The sequence below is a fragment of the Shewanella pealeana ATCC 700345 genome (assembly GCF_000018285.1).
GTDB lineage: Bacteria > Pseudomonadota > Gammaproteobacteria > Enterobacterales > Shewanellaceae > Shewanella > Shewanella pealeana.
Genome location: NC_009901.1, coordinates 3,624,320 through 3,643,795, shown reverse-complemented (window position 1 = coordinate 3,643,795; position 19,476 = coordinate 3,624,320). Strand labels below are relative to the sequence as shown.

General features: G+C 42.7%; 13 protein-coding genes. 8 read left to right on the top strand and 5 right to left on the bottom strand.

Annotated features, from left to right (window positions below; all coding sequences use genetic code 11):
- Nucleotides 1–44: 44 nt before the first annotated feature.
- The gene (locus SPEA_RS15685; RefSeq protein ID WP_012156194.1) at nt 45–2,216 is read right to left on the bottom strand and encodes a tetratricopeptide repeat protein; all 2,172 of its coding nucleotides are present in this window, start codon (nt 2,214–2,216) and stop codon (nt 45–47) included.
- A 127-nt stretch (nt 2,217–2,343) separates the two neighbouring features.
- Here SPEA_RS15685 and SPEA_RS15680 point away from each other — a divergent pair, with 127 nt between their 5' ends.
- Nucleotides 2,344–4,149: a M61 family metallopeptidase gene (locus SPEA_RS15680; RefSeq protein WP_012156193.1), complete on the top strand. Its 1,806-nt coding sequence runs from the start codon at nt 2,344–2,346 to the stop codon at nt 4,147–4,149.
- Nucleotides 4,150–4,208: 59 nt separating this feature from the next.
- On the opposite strand, the gene rdgC is transcribed toward SPEA_RS15680, so the two are convergent.
- The gene (rdgC, locus tag SPEA_RS15675) at nt 4,209–5,120 is read right to left on the bottom strand and encodes a recombination-associated protein RdgC (RefSeq protein ID WP_012156192.1); all 912 of its coding nucleotides are present in this window, start codon (nt 5,118–5,120) and stop codon (nt 4,209–4,211) included.
- Between the two features lie 289 nt (nt 5,121–5,409).
- Here rdgC and SPEA_RS15670 point away from each other — a divergent pair, with 289 nt between their 5' ends.
- The 4 genes from SPEA_RS15670 to SPEA_RS15655 all read left to right on the top strand — a co-directional run bounded on the left by SPEA_RS15670 (nt 5,410) and on the right by SPEA_RS15655 (nt 10,074).
- Nucleotides 5,410–6,360: a porin gene (locus SPEA_RS15670; RefSeq protein WP_012156191.1), complete on the top strand. Its 951-nt coding sequence runs from the start codon at nt 5,410–5,412 to the stop codon at nt 6,358–6,360.
- A gap of 459 nt (nt 6,361–6,819) precedes the next feature.
- Nucleotides 6,820–7,509 (top strand): phosphate regulon transcriptional regulator PhoB, encoded by a 690-nt coding sequence (gene phoB, locus SPEA_RS15665; protein ID WP_012156190.1) that lies wholly within the window; start codon nt 6,820–6,822, stop codon nt 7,507–7,509.
- Between the two features lie 71 nt (nt 7,510–7,580).
- Entirely contained in the window at nt 7,581–8,900 is a 1,320-nt protein-coding gene (gene phoR / locus SPEA_RS15660) for a phosphate regulon sensor histidine kinase PhoR (protein ID WP_012156189.1), read from the top strand.
- Nucleotides 8,901–9,102: 202 nt separating this feature from the next.
- Nucleotides 9,103–10,074 (top strand): PstS family phosphate ABC transporter substrate-binding protein, encoded by a 972-nt coding sequence (locus SPEA_RS15655; protein WP_012156188.1) that lies wholly within the window; start codon nt 9,103–9,105, stop codon nt 10,072–10,074.
- An 87-nt stretch (nt 10,075–10,161) separates the two neighbouring features.
- Here SPEA_RS15655 and SPEA_RS15650 read toward each other — a convergent pair whose 3' ends face one another.
- Nucleotides 10,162–11,076 (bottom strand): collagenase, encoded by a 915-nt coding sequence (locus SPEA_RS15650; RefSeq protein WP_012156187.1) that lies wholly within the window; start codon nt 11,074–11,076, stop codon nt 10,162–10,164.
- A gap of 112 nt (nt 11,077–11,188) precedes the next feature.
- Between SPEA_RS15650 and SPEA_RS15645 the strand changes: the two genes are divergently transcribed.
- On the top strand, nt 11,189–12,982 hold the full coding sequence (locus SPEA_RS15645) for a M1 family metallopeptidase (RefSeq protein ID WP_012156186.1): 1,794 nt from the start codon (nt 11,189–11,191) through the stop codon (nt 12,980–12,982).
- Nucleotides 12,983–14,704: 1,722 nt separating this feature from the next.
- Here SPEA_RS15645 and SPEA_RS15635 read toward each other — a convergent pair.
- Complete coding sequence (locus tag SPEA_RS15635) at nt 14,705–15,187, bottom strand: glutathione peroxidase (protein WP_012156185.1); 483 nt, start codon at nt 15,185–15,187, stop codon at nt 14,705–14,707.
- 161 nt (nt 15,188–15,348) lie between these two features.
- The gene (locus SPEA_RS15630) at nt 15,349–16,425 is read right to left on the bottom strand and encodes a DUF4382 domain-containing protein (RefSeq protein ID WP_012156184.1); all 1,077 of its coding nucleotides are present in this window, start codon (nt 16,423–16,425) and stop codon (nt 15,349–15,351) included.
- A gap of 417 nt (nt 16,426–16,842) precedes the next feature.
- Here SPEA_RS15630 and SPEA_RS15625 point away from each other — a divergent pair, with 417 nt between their 5' ends.
- Nucleotides 16,843–17,382: a YfaZ family outer membrane protein gene (locus SPEA_RS15625; RefSeq protein WP_012156183.1), complete on the top strand. Its 540-nt coding sequence runs from the start codon at nt 16,843–16,845 to the stop codon at nt 17,380–17,382.
- A gap of 312 nt (nt 17,383–17,694) precedes the next feature.
- Entirely contained in the window at nt 17,695–19,392 is a 1,698-nt protein-coding gene (locus SPEA_RS15620; RefSeq protein WP_012156182.1) for a sensor domain-containing diguanylate cyclase, read from the top strand.
- The last annotated feature ends 84 nt before the right edge of the window (nt 19,393–19,476 follow it).

The following is a 19,476-nucleotide window of genomic DNA, read 5'->3' as shown; positions in this document are numbered from 1 at the left end:
CAAAATAGAGAAATCAACATCGGCATAAGCTGAGATTTAACTGCTTATATGGCGATTTTATCTTCATCGATATCGATGTTTTGATGGCTCTTCCATCTTGGCCAAATGATATCTTCTTTATTGCCATTGGTTTCGACCTTCATTATGCCGCGAACGATACTCTTTTCGATGTTAAGGTAAAGGGGCTTATTGAATATTCCAGCCGAAGCAAACTTAAGAGCCTTCATTGTGACAAAGTAGTCTTGCTCGCTACCTAATGTTCTCGCGGCGGATAACAACATCTGCAAGCTGCCGAAATGCTGAGCGGCCGATAATTTGATGGCAGAATCCCCTAATAATGGCAGGTGTAATATTCCCATATGAAGGCTTGTCTCCCCATGATGCTCACCAATAACATCCGTTAGCATTGTGAGTAGGTCATTAGGGTCTATGAGTGAGTCAAAACTGATTAAGAATACCCCCGGGCGGATAATGTACGCTTGGCAGTTTAATGCATTCTTGATCGCTAATACTTGCTGAGTATTCATATCAGAATTGCATTGAAATCCCTGAACTAGATCAAAATCAAGCTGTTCAGAGAGTGAAACCAATACCAATGTTTTTGTTGGTTTATTCTGCCGCTCAAAATCCAGTTTGAAGGCCAAATAGTTTGGAAGGCCAGTGAAAGGTTCCAGCAGCTGAGCCTTACTTAGGTTTGAATTTACAGCGACGAGTTTACTCTTGAGGCGCCATTGCTTAATTAAAAACAACAGGGCCAAGCATAGGGCAAATATACAGAATATGCTGACTAATCGGCTGATATTAAGCTGCTCAATTTTTGCCTGTAATTCATTTTTACTCTGACTTAAATTGAGCTTAAGTTTTTGCTCGATGACTTGTGACTGCTGCTCTATTCCTATCGATTGCGGCTTAGTCTGGTTATTCAATTTATTTAGCCTCTGAAGGCTGTTGAAGGCATCTTCATAGCGGCCAAGCTTTTCGAAGGCATAGGTTTGCCTTGTTAATGCTTCTTTTAACTCTTCATTTAGCTGTTTAGACTCGGCAATAGCAACCGCTTTTGTGGCGTAATCGAGTGATTTAGTCCAGTCGTTAGTACTCGCAGTCACTTCGGCGATGAGTAGGTCGTTATAAACTAAATAGTGGTCACTCTTCTTGGATGTGAAAATTTCGTTGGCTCGCTCTAAGTTAGCCAGTGAACTTTGGGAGTCACCAACTTTGAAGTAGGCTTCGCCTAGATTATGCAGGTTAAGCGCTAAGCCAATATAGTTACCTAGCCTTGATTCAATTTGTTGTGCATTCAAATGGTAATCAATCGACTTGTACCATTGCCCTTGGCGGGCATAAATCATGGCTATGACCGTCATCGAAGAGGACAAATAATTGTCGTTACCAAGCTGACTAAAAGCATCGGCGGCATTATGAGCCGCTTTTAGTGCCTCATCCCAAGACTCGATATCTCGATAGACCCTGGCAAGTTGAAGCTCTATATGGGCATTTTGAGAAGCGTTTTTCCCCGTTCTAGTGTACTTTACCGCTTCAGTGTAATGAGAAAGTGACTTACCGAGTTGATCTTGTTGATAATAATATTTACCCAATATTGATTCAGCATGGGCGAGCAGATAATCGTTATTGAGCTGCTTGGAGAGTGTCGACAGTTTTCTTAAGTGCTGTAAAGCGACAACTTCCTCACGCAAAATCATGTGCATGACACTGAGGTGTTCTTGCAATGTATACTGTAGAACGCGATCAGTCTGAAGATTTGAGTGCTCAAGCAGTGCTACGGCTTGTTGATAGTATTCGATTGCGCTGAGGTAGTCTTGTTGGCTTTTCCCCGCGTAGCGTCCTTTAAGCATTAACAAATAACTCTTGTCGAATGCACTGTGACTAATATATTCCAGTTGATCCGTGAGGCGTTTTGCAGCGATATAACGGTCTTTATCTTTGTTATAAAGCTCCATTGTTAAGCGAGCAGAAAGTTGGATGTCACGTTTTACCTCCTCGCTTGGCAGTCGTCGCTGTTGGGTAAAAGCAGTAAACATCTCAGCAGAAGTGAATTGAGGTAGCACGGGAAGCGTTTTCGCTAATGATTGTTCAAGCGCTTTCGGCGCTTCTCTTAATTGCACTTCTGTTAACACTTCATCTCTTGACGCGGCATAAACATGGCTAGGAGAGAGTGATAAAAATATCAAGGATACTAGGGAAATTACAATACGCATTAAAAGGCCACTCCTTGCGTCTAAATGTTAAATTAAGCGCCTGATTTTTGTTATTCTTTGGCTTGGTTGAGTCTTGTGTTATATTTTTTTTGCTCAATTAGAATAATAATAACAGAAGGATGTGAGAGTGAAACCTGTAGTTCCCTTTATCTTAACTTTTGGGGCGTTAGCCAGTACTAATGCCATTGCCAATGTAAACTACCAGATTGACTTAACTAGCCCAGAACATCATTTGGCAAAGGTAGAAGTCGTCTTTCCAGAAACCCAGTCAAATTCATTAGTGGTTAATTTGCCTGTATGGCGCACGGGTAAGTATCAAGTCTTGCCATTGGCGGATGCTGTTAGAACCTTTACGGCTACCGATGATAGCGGTTCAGTATTACCTTGGACAAGAACCGCGAGTGGTGAGTGGACAGTTGCCTTAACTGAACCAACGAGCGTAACCGTCAGTTATCAACTCTATGCCAACAAATTAGGCCAAAGGGTCAATCATATCGATGCATCCCATGCTTTTTTAGATGCGAGTGGCACTTTTGTTTATAGCCCAGAGTTTAGAAATGAGCCTTTAACTGTTTCCTTAGATGTACCTAGTGACTGGAATAGTTATTCCGGTATGGACAGTGGCAAGAAGGCACATTCTTTTATAGCCGATAATTACGATATCTTAGTCGACTCTCCAATCGAAACCGGGCTCAGCGAGCATCGAACTTTTAGAGCCGACGGCAGAGCGTATGAATTAGTGGTTTGGGGGGAGGGCAACTACGACATCGACCAAATAGTTACCGACTTGAGCAAACTCAGTGGTCAGGCCGAGGTCATTTGGGATGATTATCCGTTTGAGCGTTATGTTTACATGGTCCATGCCACGAGCGGTGCCCGCGGCGCAACAGAGCATCTGAACTCAACCATTATTCAGCGCCCACGTTTTAGTTATCGAGATCGTAAAGATTATTTAGGATTTATCAAAACCGCTTCTCATGAGTTTATTCATACTTGGAACGTCAAGGCTTATCGCCCAGATGGATTAGTCCCTTACAACTATCAAGATGAAGAGATCACCGAGCTACTTTGGATTGCTGAAGGCTCAACCAGTTACTTCCAAAGCCAGTTATTGCTACGTGCTGGAGTGATGACCCCGAAGGAGTTTTTAGAAGACTTGGCAAAACGTGTAGCGCAAAGCGAGAAAACACCGGGACGTGAAGTGCAATCAATTGCAGAGGCCAGTGCTAATCAGTGGGCAAGTAGCGGTGGTGATTACGCGGTTAACCACAGCACTAACATCTACTCAGAGGGGTACTTAACCTCTTTGGCTCTCGATTTCTCTTTGCTTGAACAAACCAAACTTAAGCGCTCATATCGCGACGTACACCGTAAGCTCTACAATGAATACAAGCTCCCCGTGGGCTATACCATTGCTGATGTGAAAGGGATCTTAAACCAAGTATCGGGGACAAGTTATGAAAACTGGTGGCAGGAGTATGTTAACTCGCCAGTCAGTTTAGACTTTGATGCCTTGCTCGGTCAGGCCGGTCTAAAAACCAGTTACGGTAAAGACACTAAAGTCGAGCCTTTTACCGGAGTGACCTTGAAGTCTGGTTCATTGGTGTTGTCTCAGGTGCTGCGTAATGGTCCTGCTTGGAATGCGGGCATCGTACTTGGCGACGAGGTAGTGGCGATAAACGGCCTTAAAGTGACAGCGGCGGGTTTCGAGTCACGCATTAAAGACTTTAACGCTACAGACACGATTAAAGTAACCTTATTTAGCAATGACAGGTTGAAAGAGGTGGAGCTTAAGCTCGGCGAGAAGCAAAGTGGCAAGTTGGCAATCACCAGTGTCGACAAGCCAAGTCGTTCACAAAAGGCTTTCTTTGAGGCTTGGCTTGGTGTCGATTGGCCGTTTGATAAACAAGGTCAGCTAAAAGCGGTCAAATAAATTGGCTGGGAGAGCAAAAAGGCGCCATTAGGCGCCTTTTTATTAACACATGCAGTTAATTAGATGCTGTCTTCTAGGCCGCCAAGAGCCTCTACCGTTGCATTGATCAATGCGATAAGCTCGCTGCTCATCAAGGCAAAGTCTGCGTCAAGTCTTGCCATTGGGTCATCATTACCTAAGTCATCGTTGCCCGCTCTAAATTCTTCAGAGAACTTAAGACGCTTAATCGCGGCATCTGATTGCAGTAGGAATGCAATCGACTGACCGAAGTGAAGCGCAAGCTTATGAACTTGTTTACCCACTTCGATATGCGCTAGTACTTCATTTTCACTCAAGTCTTGCTGCTTGAAGCGAACGATACCGCCTTCATCAGAGTCACTCTTTAGCTCGGCTTCATCTTGCATTTCAAACGCAGCAGGTGTTTTACCTTCTTTTAGCCACTCAGTCAGCTGAGTTTCAATTGGCGTTTTAAAACTCATCGGAATGATAGGTAAGGTGCCAATTGCTTTACGCAATAATGCCATTAGCTCTTCAGATTTAGCTGCGCTAGAGCTGTCAACGAGCACCATTTGGATCTCAGGTAGAATCAGTGCACGAATTTGGCTACGACGAGAGAAAGCACGCGGTAACAAGGTCGTAGTGATCTCATCTTTCATCGCATCTTTTTCTTTCTTAGCGAGCTTACGGTTTTCTTCAGCTTCAATTTGGCTGACTTTCTCTTCAAGTGCTTCTTTGATCACTTGAGACGGTAGAATCTTTTCTTCTTTAGTTGCACAGATAAGGTGTCTGTCACCGGCTGTGTGGATCAGGGTTTCGCCATGCTTACCCATCGCCTTAGAGAATCCAAATTTGCTGATGTCTTGGCTTGAGCAAGGAGAGAAAGTGAAGTCTTCCAGTGATTTTTCTAGTGAATCAGGGTCAACAGAGAAAGGCTTGTTAAAGCGGTATACAGTTAGATTTTTAAACCACATAGATAAGTGCTCAATCAAAATTAAAGCCGCAGTGTAAGCCATTGTCCGGTTCGGGTAAACCGCCTCATTGTCATCTTGAATCATGGCTATGTGACATTTCATCAAAGTGTCACATTTCTTCCCCTTTCTCTAAAGCCCTTGCTAGCTCTGGGTTAGCGAGTATCTGTTACCGATAATTTAATAGATTTGCCGTTATTCAGTTCTTACTGAAATAAAAGTGCAACAAATCATCTTCATTATGACGCTCGTCCAAACCAATAACCAAGACGAATAACGTCAAAAGGATTAAATGATGAACGTTTTCTGTAAAACTCTACTGGCTTCTGCTGTTGCGACTGCAACTATGTCTTCTGCTTACGCGGCTGACCCACTAACAGTTTACGGCAAGCTTAATGTGACAGCTCAGTCAAATGACGTAAACGATGAATCAACAACTACGATTCAATCTAATGCTTCTCGTTTTGGTGTTAAAGGTGCTTTCGAGTTAAGTAACTCGCTAGAAGCGTTTTACACAGTAGAATATGAAGTTGATACCGGTGATAGCAGCAAAGACAATTTCGAAGCACGTAATCAATTTGTTGGTCTTAGAGGTAACTTTGGTGCTTTCTCTGTAGGTCGTAACGACACTATGCTCAAAGCTTCACAAGGTAAGGTTGATCAGTTCAACGACCTATCGGGTGATTTGAAGAACTTGTTCAAGGGGGAAAACCGTATTGAACAAACCGCAACTTATATCACGCCATCTTTTGGTGGTTTCAAAGTTGGTGTAACTTACGCTGCTGAAGGCGCTAGCTCACAATATACACAAGATGGTTTCAGTGTTGCCGCCATGTACGGTGATGCCAAACTTAAGAAGTCACCAATCTACGCATCGGTTGCTTATGATTCGGACGTAAAAGGCTATGAAGTTGCACGTGCAACCGTACAAGGCAAGATTGCTGGTCTTAAGTTGGGGGCTATGTATCAGCAGCAGGAAGAGACTTATAGCAAAGATGGTACAGCCATTGTTGGTAGCGAAAGCAAAACCGGTTACCTACTTAGTGCTGCTTACCAAATTGAAGCCATCGTACTGAAAGCTCAGTATCAAGACATGGAAGACAAGGGTGACTCTTGGTCTTTAGGTGGTGATTATAAGCTAGGTAAGCCAACTAAGTTGTTCGCTTTCTACACAAATCGTTCATTTGAGAACGTTGAAAATGACGATAGCTACTTCGGTATAGGTCTAGAACATAAGTTCTAAACCGGCTTCGGCATATTGATAACAAGGGGCTTAGGCCTCTTTTTTGATCTTGAATTAAAATAGGTGTTTGATGCCTAACTGTAGGTATGATTTAGTGCTTTGAATAAGCACTCATTATGTGCGGCTATAACGACAACCTTTCGGTATCAGCGTACGGATTTAATGTAAGAGACGAGCAGTTAGCCAATGAGCGCTTTATACTTGGGCAGAAGGGCGAGTCTTGTTTTAATTAGCGGGGCTCAATTTCTTTTTAGCCGTTATATCGTGTTATCTATAGAGGAAGAGGCGGCGCTCCAGCACAAGAGCGCGATTAGCTAATTAACCAAATTGATATAAGCTAACAAGAATATTTATGACAAAAATATCGCTTAATATGGCAAAATATCCCAGTGTTTAATATTAATGTCATAAAAGTGACCAATAATACCATCGTAGAAATTCACTGATAGAAGATCGATTATGACTGCAAGGATTTTGATAGTTGAAGATGAGTTAGCCATCCGAGAGATGTTAACTTTTGTTTTGGAACAGCATGGTTATACCACAGTCGCCGCCGAGGATTACGACTCTGCACTAGATATGTTAACCGAGCCATACCCTGATCTTGTTTTACTCGATTGGATGTTCCCTGGTGGTAGCGGTATTCAGTTAGCTAAGCGCTTACGCCAAGACGAATTCACTCGTCATATTCCGATTATCATGTTGACTGCACGTGGTGAAGAGGAAGACAAGGTTCGCGGGCTAGAAGTGGGGGCCGATGATTTTATGACTAAGCCTTTCTCTCCCAAAGAGCTAGTGGCGCGGATTAAAGCCGTTATGCGTCGCAGTGCTCCGACTTGCCTAGAAGATCCAATCGATGTTCAAGGCCTGCAATTGGATCCTGTTAGCCACCGAGTCACAGTGGGTGATGAAGTGCTTGATATGGGACCGACTGAGTTTCGACTGCTGCATTTCTTTATGACCCATCAAGAACGAGTTTATAGCCGTGAACAGCTACTAGACAATGTCTGGGGAACCAATGTGTATGTTGAAGACCGCACTGTGGATGTACATATTAGACGCTTAAGAAAAGCAGTGACTCATTCAGGGCATGATCGCCTGATCCAAACAGTTCGCGGCGCTGGTTATCGTTTCTCTACTCGCCTCTAGTTGATAGGTACAAGGTGATTTTTAGCTTATCTTGTGCCGAGCTTTCTATATGGCCGATATATTGGTAAAACATGTTTGATTCATATTCTGGGTACCGTTTAATTTCACGTTTGGCGATATATTTGGCCTCGTGTTTGTTGATTGGATTGATATTCGGTGAAGTGCTTTGGATCTTATTGCTAGGGTCGATTCTTCTACTCATTTGGCATTATCGCCAGTTATCCCGTTTAAATTTTTGGCTATGGCATGATCGCCGCCTCACGCCCCCTAATGGCAGCGGTAGTTGGGAGGGGGTGTTCAATGGTATCTATCGTTTACAAGGGAAGAATCGTAAACGAGTGTCGCAGCTTGCTTTCTTGCTCGGACGTTTCAGGCAAGGCGCAGAAGCGCTACCCGATGCCGCTGTAGTATTAGATTCTGAACATAATATTTTATGGTGTAATAAACTGGCGCAATTGCTGCTCGGTTTTGTATGGCCACAAGATAACGGTCAGCGCATCGATAACCTCATTCGTCATCCTGATTTTTCCGCTTATCTTAAAAATAAAGAATACCAAGAGCCCTTAGAGTTGTCATCGCCGCAATCAGAAGGCCATATCCTTGAGATCCGAATCATGGGTTACGGGGCGGGGCAGCTTTTATTGATTGCCCGAGATATCACTCGAGTACGTCAGTTAGAGGGGATGCGTAAAGAGTTCGTCGCCAATGTATCCCATGAGCTAAAAACGCCGCTCACCGTATTGCAAGGCTATTTAGAGATGATGCATTCGATGGCGGAGCCTGATTCGCCAAATGTTCGCGCCTTGGAGCAGATGCAGCAGCAAACCACGCGCATGCGCTCTATGGTTGAGCAGTTACTTGCATTATCGAGGATTGAGGATGCTAGCGACGTGAGCTTAGAGGTTAAGGTGAATATGAAGCAGATGATGGATATCTTGCGTGATGAAGCCTTAGCCTTAGCGCAAGAGCAGTACGAGATCAGTTTTTACTGTGAGCCAGGGCTGAATATATATGGCAATGAATTACAGCTAAGAAGCGTGTGTTCTAACCTAATTTCTAATGCTATCCGTTACACCGAGCCTGGTGGCAAGGTCGAAATAAGTTGGCGTAAGATTGCTATCGGCGGTCTATTTAGTGTTAAAGATAATGGTGAGGGAATTGCGCCTCACCATATCGGTCGTTTAACCGAACGTTTTTATCGTGTCGATAGCGCTCGTTCACGCCAAAGCGGTGGCACAGGCCTGGGACTTGCCATCACTAAGCATGCTTTACATAACCACCAGAGTGAACTTAACATCGCCAGTCAATTGGGGAAGGGCAGTACCTTTAGCTTTGTTATTCCAGCGAATTTAATCGAGTTTACCCCGCAGGCAAGCAATCAGCAGGGTTAAGTTTTAAAGATAAGCCGTTACAGATAAGTTTTAAAATAAATGTCATATAAAAACAGGCTGCTGCCTGTTTTTTAGTATAAAAAGATCCAAATTAGCTTGGTTTGTCATCGAAGTGTCACTTAGTAGTAATAGACTTGTCATCAATGGAGTCAATACTGACAGCGTTTTAAGAAACCAAGATAGTTAAACACTGGAGCAAAGAATGAAACTGAAACAACTTGTTGGCGCGGTAAGCTTTACTGCAGCGACTGTATTTTCTGCAGCATCAATGGCTGCAATCGACCAGTCTTTACCGACTTACGAAAAGACAAGCGGCGTGTCTGGTAACTTATCGTCAGTAGGCTCTGATACTCTGGCAAACATGATGACACTATGGGCTGAAGACTTTAAACAACTTTATCCAAACGTAAACATCCAGATCCAAGCGGCAGGTTCTTCTACTGCGCCACCAGCATTAACTGAAGGCACTTCTCAGTTTGGCCCTATGAGCCGTAAGATGAAGCCAAACGAAGTTGAAGCGTTTGAAAAGCATTACGGTTACCAGCCAACGGCTATCCGTGTTGCAATTGATGCTCTAGCAGTATTTGTACATAAAGATAACCCAATCGAAGGTATGAGCATCGAACAGATCGACGGCATCTTCTCTTCTACAGATAAGTGTGGCGGTGGTGATGTGACACGTTGGGGGCAAGTTGGCCTTGATGGTGGCTGGGCAGCGAGAGATATACAGCTATACGGTCGTAACTCAGTATCGGGCACTTACGGTTACTTTAAAAAGAAAGCACTATGTAAAGGTGATTTCAAAGCGAACGTAAACGAGCAACCAGGTTCTGCTTCTGTAGTACAGTCTGTATCTCAATCACTTAACGCGATTGGTTACTCGGGAATTGGTTATAAGACTGCCGGTGTTAAAGCGGTTGCGATTTCTAAGAAAGGCACTAACTATATTGCTGCAACAGCAGACAATGCAGCAACGGGTAAATACCCACTGTCTCGCTACCTATACGTATACGTCAACAAGCATCCAAACAAAGATTTATCACCAATGGATCGCGAATTCATCCGTTACGTGCTATCTCAGCAAGGTCAGCAAATTGTTGAAAAAGACGGTTACGTTGCACTACCACGCAGCGTTATCGCAAAAGACTTAGCTAAAGCGGGGATCCGTCTTTAATGATGGTCGCTATTCATCTTAATAGATGAATGAAAAGCAAAAAAGGCCTCAATTGAGGCCTTTTTAATGGGTTATTTCTAGTGAAAGCTACTTTTTCGCTGATTTTAGCTGTTCAAGCCAAGTATCAAACTCAGCATCCATAGATGTTCCCCAGCCGGCTAGCAATGCTTGATATCGTGGATAGTCACCTTTTCGAGTAAAGCCAAGCATGGTATCAACTTTATCTTTATGGTTTTCAATCATAAAGCGCACCGCAAGGTAACCCCAGCGATAAACTCTGTCTGTGCCGCCATTTTTTTCATAGCTGGTATTAAAGATTTCGCTAAGCTTATAGCTTGGCTCGCCGCCAATTAAGGCTATAGCCTTCGGGTTGTTATCACCGAGGGAGATATATTCAGCGACACCTTCACTCCACCACACGGTATGAGGATAAAGTGGTGCAGGCTTAGGGCAGTATTCAGGGCCACTGTGGGAGTCATGGAGTGAGAGGCAGAAGTCGCCGTAGAGGTTAAAGCGACCATCGAGGTAATGTACGTACTCGTGCGCTAAGTTCCAAACTTGGCCCTTTTTCTCATAGGCCACAAACTCGGCTTGGTTATCACTTTCCCAGGGTAACCCCTCTAGATACATGCCGCCGTTGTCGCTTGGCACGTCGAAATGGTTGGTGACATGATCGACATAGTCTTGTCTTGAGTGATAAACATTGGCGCGCATCTTGTGATTATTGTCATCGGCTACCGGCTTATTGAGGGTGCCAAATAGCTTATGGAAACTCGCTTCTTGTTTGATTAACAACTGACAAGCGGAGCTGAGCTGCTTTTCTGTTAAGGCTTGTGAGCGAATGACAATTGTGTCGCTACAGGCATGATTCTGGCTTAAAACGCTTTCTAGGCTCGCCACCTCTGCCGCATAGGAGCTTGCAGGGAGCAGTGATAGAGCGGCTAATGTAGGTAAGATATGTTTATTTTTCATTGAGGCTTTCTCTGATTTATAGTTTTGCATACAATATCCTCAAGTGTTTCATTTAGCTCTATTGAAGTCAAACTAGGCTTTTCATCACATAAAATAGCGTTAAAATGTAATCAATTAACCAGTTACTTAAAAAGGATATGCCGTGTTAAAGCAATGGGATAATAATCATGATTACCACTCGTTTGCCAATACCGAACAGGTCAGAGTTAAACACCTGTCGCTATCACTCGATGTGGATTTTGATACTAAGCAATTAGCAGGGCAGGTCGAGTTACAGCTAGATTACATTGATAAACAGACTACAGCGCTCTGGTTAGATACTCGTGATCTAACCATTGAAGCGATTTACTCTAATTCGCAACAAGCCCTGCAGTTCAGCTTAGATCAACAAGATGACACATTAGGCCAGAGGTTGAATATTGAGCTGACTGCAGACGTCTCGAGTGTGATTATCCATTACCGTACATCGCCACAAGCACAAGGACTACAATGGCTGACACCACAGCAAACCAGCGGTAAGACACTGCCATTTCTTTTTAGTCAGTCTCAACCTATTAATGCGCGCAGCTGGATCCCTGTGCAAGATACCCCAAAAGCCAGAATTACTTTCGATGCAGTGATCACAGCCCCTAAAGGCATGCGAGCGGTGATGAGTGCCATGAATGATGCTAATGCACCTTTAACTGGTGAGTTTAGCTTTACCATGGAAAAGCCAATGCCGACTCATCTATTAGCAATAGCGGTAGGAGATTTAGCCTTTGGTGAACTAGGCCCAAGAACGGGGGTGTATGCAGAACCTGAGGTCGTGGCTGCAGCCGTGGCGGAGTTTGAAGACACGGAGAGCATGGTTGAGGTGGCGGAGTCATTATTAGGGCCATACCCTTGGGGGCGTTATGACATGATAGTCTTGCCGCCTAGCTTTCCATTTGGTGGCATGGAAAACCCGCGCTTGGCCTTTATGACTCCAACTCTTATAGCGGGTGATAAAAGCTTAGTGTCAACGGTTGCACACGAGCTAGCACATTCCTGGACTGGGAACCTTGTGAGTAATGCGACATGGCGTGATCTTTGGTTAAATGAAGGTTTTACCACTTACTTCACCAATCGTATTGTTGAAGAAGTTTACGGTAAAGAGTTAGCAGAGCTTGAAGTGGTGCTTGAAAATGGCCGTTTGCAGGAAGCGATTTCAGCTACCAGTATTGAGGCGCAAACACTGCCTGCCAATATGCAAGATCAAGATCCAAATGAAGCCTTTAATCGCTTTACTTATGATAAAGCGTCGATGTTTGTTCATGACTTGGAAAAGCGTCTCGGTCGTACAGCGTTTGATGCATTTTTATATGAATACGTACAAGCATTTGCCTTTGAGGCGATCACCACTGAAATCTTTGTCGATTACGCTAAGCAAACATTGCTTAAAGAGCACTGTGACAAGATCACCGAGGCTGAGTTGCTAGAGTGGATTTATGGTGAGGGCATGCCTAGCTGGTTTGTTGAGCCGAAATCAACCAGTTTAGATAAAGTGACTATGGCACTGCGTGCTTTCGATGATGGTGCTGCAGCTTCAAGTTTGATGACAACGGGCTGGCGTGTACATCATTGGCAGTACTTTTTAACTAACTTACCTGAGCAGCTGTCCCATGAAGCCTTAGCCGATTTAGACAGCACCTTTGGTTTCACTCAGACTAACAATGCTGAGATTGCCTGTGATTGGTTTAGAGTCGCGATTCGTAACCGCTATGAGGCGGTACTCGAGGCTGTGAGTGCTTATCTAGTCAAAATTGGTCGCGGAAAGTTTGTTAAGCCCCTTTATGCAGAGTTGATGAAGGCTGGATTCGAGACTCAAGTACAGCAAATCTATACGATTGCTCGTGAGGGCTATCATCCCTCCATTGCTGTGATGTTGGATCAGCAATTATTAAAAGCTGCGCAATAAAAAGTAAAAAAAATGGCAACCTAATGAGGTTGCCATAAAGAATCAGTTCTAAAGTTAAGCATTAATGCGCTAGCGAAAGGCTTAACTTGATGGCAAACCTATAAAGGAATGCCTAAGGGAATGATGATGAACAATGAAACTAAGGTTAAGCCAACATCTTTAGCCTACTGGCTTGAATATTCACTTAACGAGAATCGGTTCATATAGTCAGAGTCAATAAATCCCAGTTAGTTCCCTCAAGTTTCAATTTATCTGCAATTATTTTATTAGATTGGAATACATTTTTACTAAGCACCTAAATTATCAGAATTATTTTCTGTCATTCAAGTTATTAGCTTAATTGCTTTTAGGCTGAATAGTTTTGCCTAAGTCATGTCGAGTCATTAACAGTCTTTAGTCAAATTAGCGGTAAAAAAAATGGCAACCTAAAGAGGTTGCCATAACAATAGCGAAGGAGAAATAAGCTGTTTTTGCGCTAGCTAACCGCTTACCTCCAAGGGCAAACCGAGTCGGAATGCCAAGGGAATGATGATGAACAATGAAACTAAGGTTAAGCCAACATTTTTAGCCTACTGGCTCGAATATTCACTTAACGAGAATCGGTTCATATAGTCAGAGTCAATAAATCCCAGTTAGTTCCCTCAAGTTTCAATTTATCTGCAATTATTTTATTAGATTGGAATGCATTTTTACTAAGCACCTAAATTATCAGAATTATTTCCTGTCATTCAAGTTGTTAGCTTAATTGCTTTTAGGCTGAATAGTTTTGCCTAAGTCATGTCGAGTCATTAACAGTCTTTAGTCAAATTAGCGGTAAAAAAAATGGCAACCTAAATAGGTTGCCATAACAATAGCGAAGGAGAAACAAGCTGTTTTTGCGCTAGCTAACCGCTTATCTCCAAGGGCAAACCTAATCGGAATGCCAAGGGAATGATGATGAACAATGAAACTAAGGTTAAGCCAACATCAGCACCTATGGGCTAAAATATTCACTTAACGAGAATCGCTTCATATAGTCAGAGTCAATAAATCTCAGTTAGTTCCGTCAAGTTTCAAATTTATCAGCAAATATTTTATTAGTTTGGAACTAAGTGATTCTAAGTATCTAAATAATTAAGATTATTTGCAGGCATTATTTCTAATCATTAGTTTAATGAATTGTTTTGCAGACAGAATTTTTTTGCTTTGGCTCGTCATTTCGAGTGGCAGACAGTCTTGAGTCAAATAGGCAATAAAAAAAATGGCAACCTAATGAGATTGCCATAAAGAATTAGTTCAAAAGTTAAACCTTAATGCGCTAGCGAAAGACTTAACTCGATGGCAAACCTATAAGGAATGCCTAAGGGAATGATGATGAACAATGAAACTAAGGTTAAGCCAATATATTAAGTCGTTAATCTTTAATATATTCACTCAAAGAGAATCGGTTCATATAGTCAGACTCATCATTTTATATTTAGTTCAATCGATGCTAGAAATTTTTCATAAAAATGCACAAAAATATGCAGCGAGCGAAAACAGGATAAAAAAAGGGCAACCCAAGGGGTTGCCTGATTGATCTACATTGAGACCAAGGGGGCTGCGCTAGAAGCCCCAGGGAGAATGATGAACATAAAAATCAATGCTCAAGAAGTTAGAGATGAGTATTGTGATAAAGTTCAAAAAAGAATCCAGAATATATGATCTTTTTAAAAGGTGATTTTAAGTTATTCATTTTAATGACTAAAGTAGCTTTAATATTTCACCTTCAATTGCCATTGGCTTCGTCGTTGGCGCAAAGCGTTGGGTGACTTTGCCCTGCCTATCGACTAAAAACTTGGTAAAGTTCCACTTTATTGCTTCAGAACCCAGTAAGCCTTTAGCAGATTGCTTTAAATGTGCATACAGTGGAGCGGTATTGGCGCCATTTACTTCAATTTTTTCAAATAGTGGGAAGGTCACACCAAAATTTAATTCACAAAATGAGCTAATGGCTTGGTTATCCCCTTTTTCTTGCTCGCCAAACTGGTTACATGGAAACCCAAGCACCGCCAGCCCTTGAGACTGGTGTTTTTGGTACAGAGCCTCAAGCTCCTTATATTGAGGCGTAAAGCCACATTCGCTGGCTGTATTAACAATCAATATGACTTTGTCTTTAAAGTTCGCCAGTGAAACCGTTTTTCCCTGAATATTGTTAACTGAAAAATCGTAAATGGAAGCTGTCATCATTTCCCCCTTTGTTTAGCTAGGGATACTCTAACGGTATTTTATGGGTTTGTGCAGAGTTTTTGTTGGCGGCGTTAGCTTACAGCGGGAGGGGGCGGTTCTATAAGTGGCAGAAAAGGGGCGCTAAGCCCCTTTATAGTGATTGTAACTGTCACATTGAGTTAAGGCGTGACAGGCTCAAATGACTCAGGAAAATGACGTGTAGTCGTTTCACCTAGAGTAACAGTGACGTCTTGCTCAGCAGAGTCGATAAAAAACGGCGCGCTACCATCTTCAGGTTCACGGACGTTAGACTCTTCTGGATCATCATTTTGCGCTAGGCAGGTGTAACCAAGGCTATAGGTGTCGGCGACCACAAAACCAAATTCGTATTCATAGCCAGTGACATTATCGCTGCCATCAAGGATTGGGTTAACTCTCGCCGATGTGATTGGTGCTACCTGAGTTAAGACATTTGGACCCGTTCTAAAGTCTGCCATCTGATCCAGTGCTGTTTCACTTGGGTAAAGGTAAACCGCAGGGCTAAACTCTGAACCGCCTGCAGCAGCCTCACAATTATCCATTGTCGCTTGACTTATCTGGCCTTTAATTGCACCAACGTCAGAGGCATTAACCAGCTGTACGGAAGTTGGTTTTAGTGTCCAGTATTCTTTATTGCCGTGGGGAGCTTGCAGGCCTTTAGCTAGGTTAAACTCGGCAACAAAATTGTTGTTACCAGCCGCGATTGTAAAGGATTTATTAAAGAAGAGGCGACCTGTGTTATCTTCATCGGCCCCGACACCACCACAAGAGCCGTTACTGTTAGTGACTAAGCCTTCAATGTCACCGCCAACAAAGTCACCATTTTCATCTTCTGTTGCACCACTTAATACATAAGAGCTTTCATCGCTAGAGATGGTGTTATTTTCCATGTAAATACACATCTGGTATTCACCTACGGGAACAGATTGACCGCTAACTAATGTTTCAACATCTTGACCCTGGAAGCTTAATAGGTCGACATGTTGTAAACCATCATCCCCAGTTGAGACATCGAATGAGAACGCGCCCTCACTGTTCTTTAGAATAACCTGCTTAAAAGCCACATTGACTATGTTAGCGTCTGCAGGATTATCTGAAACGCCAAGGCTGAACAGAGCTTGTTCTGGCTCATTAGAATCACTGTCTGACCCGCAACCCGATAGCATCAAGCCTGTGGCGATAGCGATGGTAATTGGGGTTAATTTTAATTGTTTCATCTGTGCTCCAAAGCAATTTTTTCTGATAATTGAGTATAGTCCTTGCCTAATAAGCAGTGTAGGTTTTGAATAAAATAAATCTGCTTCAAGCCTAATGCTGGCAAGGCTTTGAGGACTGCTGCTCGATAACGTTGGGCCTAAGTTATCACATCAAAAAGTTCGATATTTATTTTTTTTCAGTAAAGCGTCTATGTAGTGATAAAGCGATCGCTAACATAAAGAATTTATAGGTAAAATTAATAATCCCTCCCAATGTTACATCTGGATGCGCTTGTGTGCTTATGGTTGCTGCTGTTGCTTTTAGGTTTGCCAGTTGTCCGTGTTTATTTAAATGTACAGTCTAAGTTTAGGTTTCTATAAAAATGCGTCAGCCCTTTAGGTATGCTTGACGAAAGCTCATAAGTTTCGGGATCATAAATGACAGTAAAAACCTTAATGACAACGCTTGTGCTGAGCGCTTTGTCTATCAATGCCTATGCGACAGATTTTACATTCGGTCTAAATGACGACATGTTGTCGACAGAGTTACAGTTTGATCTCAATAAAGACGTTAACGCATCCCTTGATTATATCTATGCCGATAAGGGAGGGCAGATGCTATCGGGTGCACTGCATATCGCCCATGACGCAGGTATTCATCACTTTGAATTGGGGGCTAAGTTTTCTCAAGTGTGGTCAAAGAAGAGTCAAAACGGTAACTTTGTTGGTATCGGCGGTCGCTACGCGATGCATTTAGGCTCGAATGTTTCTGTTCATGGTTCGGGATACTATTCACCATCGGTATTGTCCTTTGGTGATATTGACGGTTCGTGGCAGTTAGATGGTCGAGTGCAGTACAGTCTCAATCCCGCTCTAGCCCTGTTTGTGGGGTATCGCGATATTCGTTTACAGTATGATCATGCATCTAATACTAGCTTAGACTCAGGATTTTATTTAGGCGCTAAAGCCTCTTTCTAATTGTTTTCAGATATATAAAATCGGCTTAGGCAGGTATTTTATCCGCCTAAGTCACTTCCCCTGTTAGTGAGTTTGACACCTTTGAACTCACTTCGAGTCTTTCGGCTCTATTTTTGCTTCTGCACAAATTCACGCTTTAAAATACCCTCATCCCCCCTTAGCTTGAGAGCCTAGGTTAAGCGAGATTATCGATTTCGGTACATGATTGAATTGCTGCTTATTTGTTGTTTATGTAAACTGTTGTCACAAATTCAGGTGAAGTGTGAGCTGGAGTAGTTCGGCGGCATGGGGAAAGTGTAGGTGACGCGGTTAATGCTAATAAAAATAATAATGCGACTACTGTTGTTACTGTCGGTGTTTGTATATTGCGATGTGAGTTATGCTCGCCAAGCCGCTGTGATGGAAAAAACGTTTATTTTTAGTGCCGAGGCTGAAGATGAAGTTCCCAAAGACTTCTTGAAGACTATCTCTTGGATGGAAGATAAAAAGGAGTTGAACAGGGTATCGCTTTCTGGTGGTAATTACTGGATGGTGTCAGCGGTGCAGGTGAATAACTACAACAAGCACTGGACGGTTAATGTCAAAAATTCCATTATTGAGTCCGTCGATTACTGGTTAATTGGAGAGGACGGTTCAACTCAATATTTTCATAGTGGTTATTACGCTCCTTACGAATTCTTGTTCGACTATGCCAGAAGCGTTGAGATGAGCATAGGAGTAAACTACTGGTTTATCACTCGAGTTAATAGTCGTTACTTTTCATCCCAGCCTAAACTTCAAGTTGAAGAATACAAAGAGCATAAGCGTCAGTCAGATATCTATGCCTTGTTTATCATTCTTTGCATAGGTGGGTTAATATTTATCACACTCTATAATGGCATCATTTATGTTTCCATCCGTGATAAAGCATTTCTTTATTATGCTTGTTACGTACTATGTTATTTAACTGGCTGGGCGCTAACTTTCCACTTACCGGCTCATCTGTTTGATTTTCACAATTTAGAGCTTCATCATCTGTTTTTTATTGGGCTACCAATATTTAATATCCTATTCTATATACATTTTTTGCAGCTCCCAGAGTTGTCACCGAAACTTTATCGGCTAAGTTTAGGGCTTTTGTGGCTATGTATCATCGCCCTGCCAACAAGTATGTATTTGGTGTCCTATACGGCGATAATCGCGTCGGTGTTGATCATGTTATGGATAGGGCTTGCGATGTTTTGTGGCAATGTCTGCCTGTTAAAGGGCTTCCATCCTGCACGATATTTCCTGCTAGCCTTTACTTGTTTACTGTTACCCGCAGTGCTGATCTTGCCTGGAAATATGGGACTGACGCCTGATTTTTTTGATAACGCAGAACTGGCTACTTTAATCGGCGGTGCAGCCGATGCCTTGTTATTGTCATTTGCGTTAGCCTATAAAATTCGCTTGCTGTCCGAGGAAAAAGAGCGTCATATCGAAATACTCGAAGTTGCTAGGAAAAACGCTCGCACAGATAAGCTAACGGGTCTACCCAATCGTTTTGCATTTGATGAATCTATGCTTAAGGGGTTGCCTTTCGGTGCTCAAGCCTCTAGGCAGTTATGTTTGACCTTAGTTTCGTTGGAGGGGTTACCGCTGCTGACTCGAAAACTAGGTCATAATGAGGTCGATAAGGTTATTTGTAGTGTAGCAGAGTCACTTAGACAGGTTTATGAGTATGTAGACACAAGTTCAGATACTCACTCAAATTCTATGAGTGAGTTAACCAATACCTATCGAATTGCAGACAATAGTTTTGTCGTTGTGTGTGAGGCTGATATTTCCCATAAAATACAGCAGCAGGTCTCACGGCTCCAATCCGGTTATTTGATTGACCACTATAGCGATGTGAGCATTCATTTTGGTGCCAGCTTTAATCGGGATGTGAATGATAGCGGCCAATGGTTGCGGCAATCAGAGCATGACTTATACAAGAATCAAAGTGTTAAGCGCCGAGAACGATATGTGCAAAGCCTAAGCCACATATAAGTCACATATAGGGCGACTTTACTTTTGGTATAAGCCATTCCCCTGTGTGCTGACTCTGGTGTTAAAGTTTATATAGAATGTCAT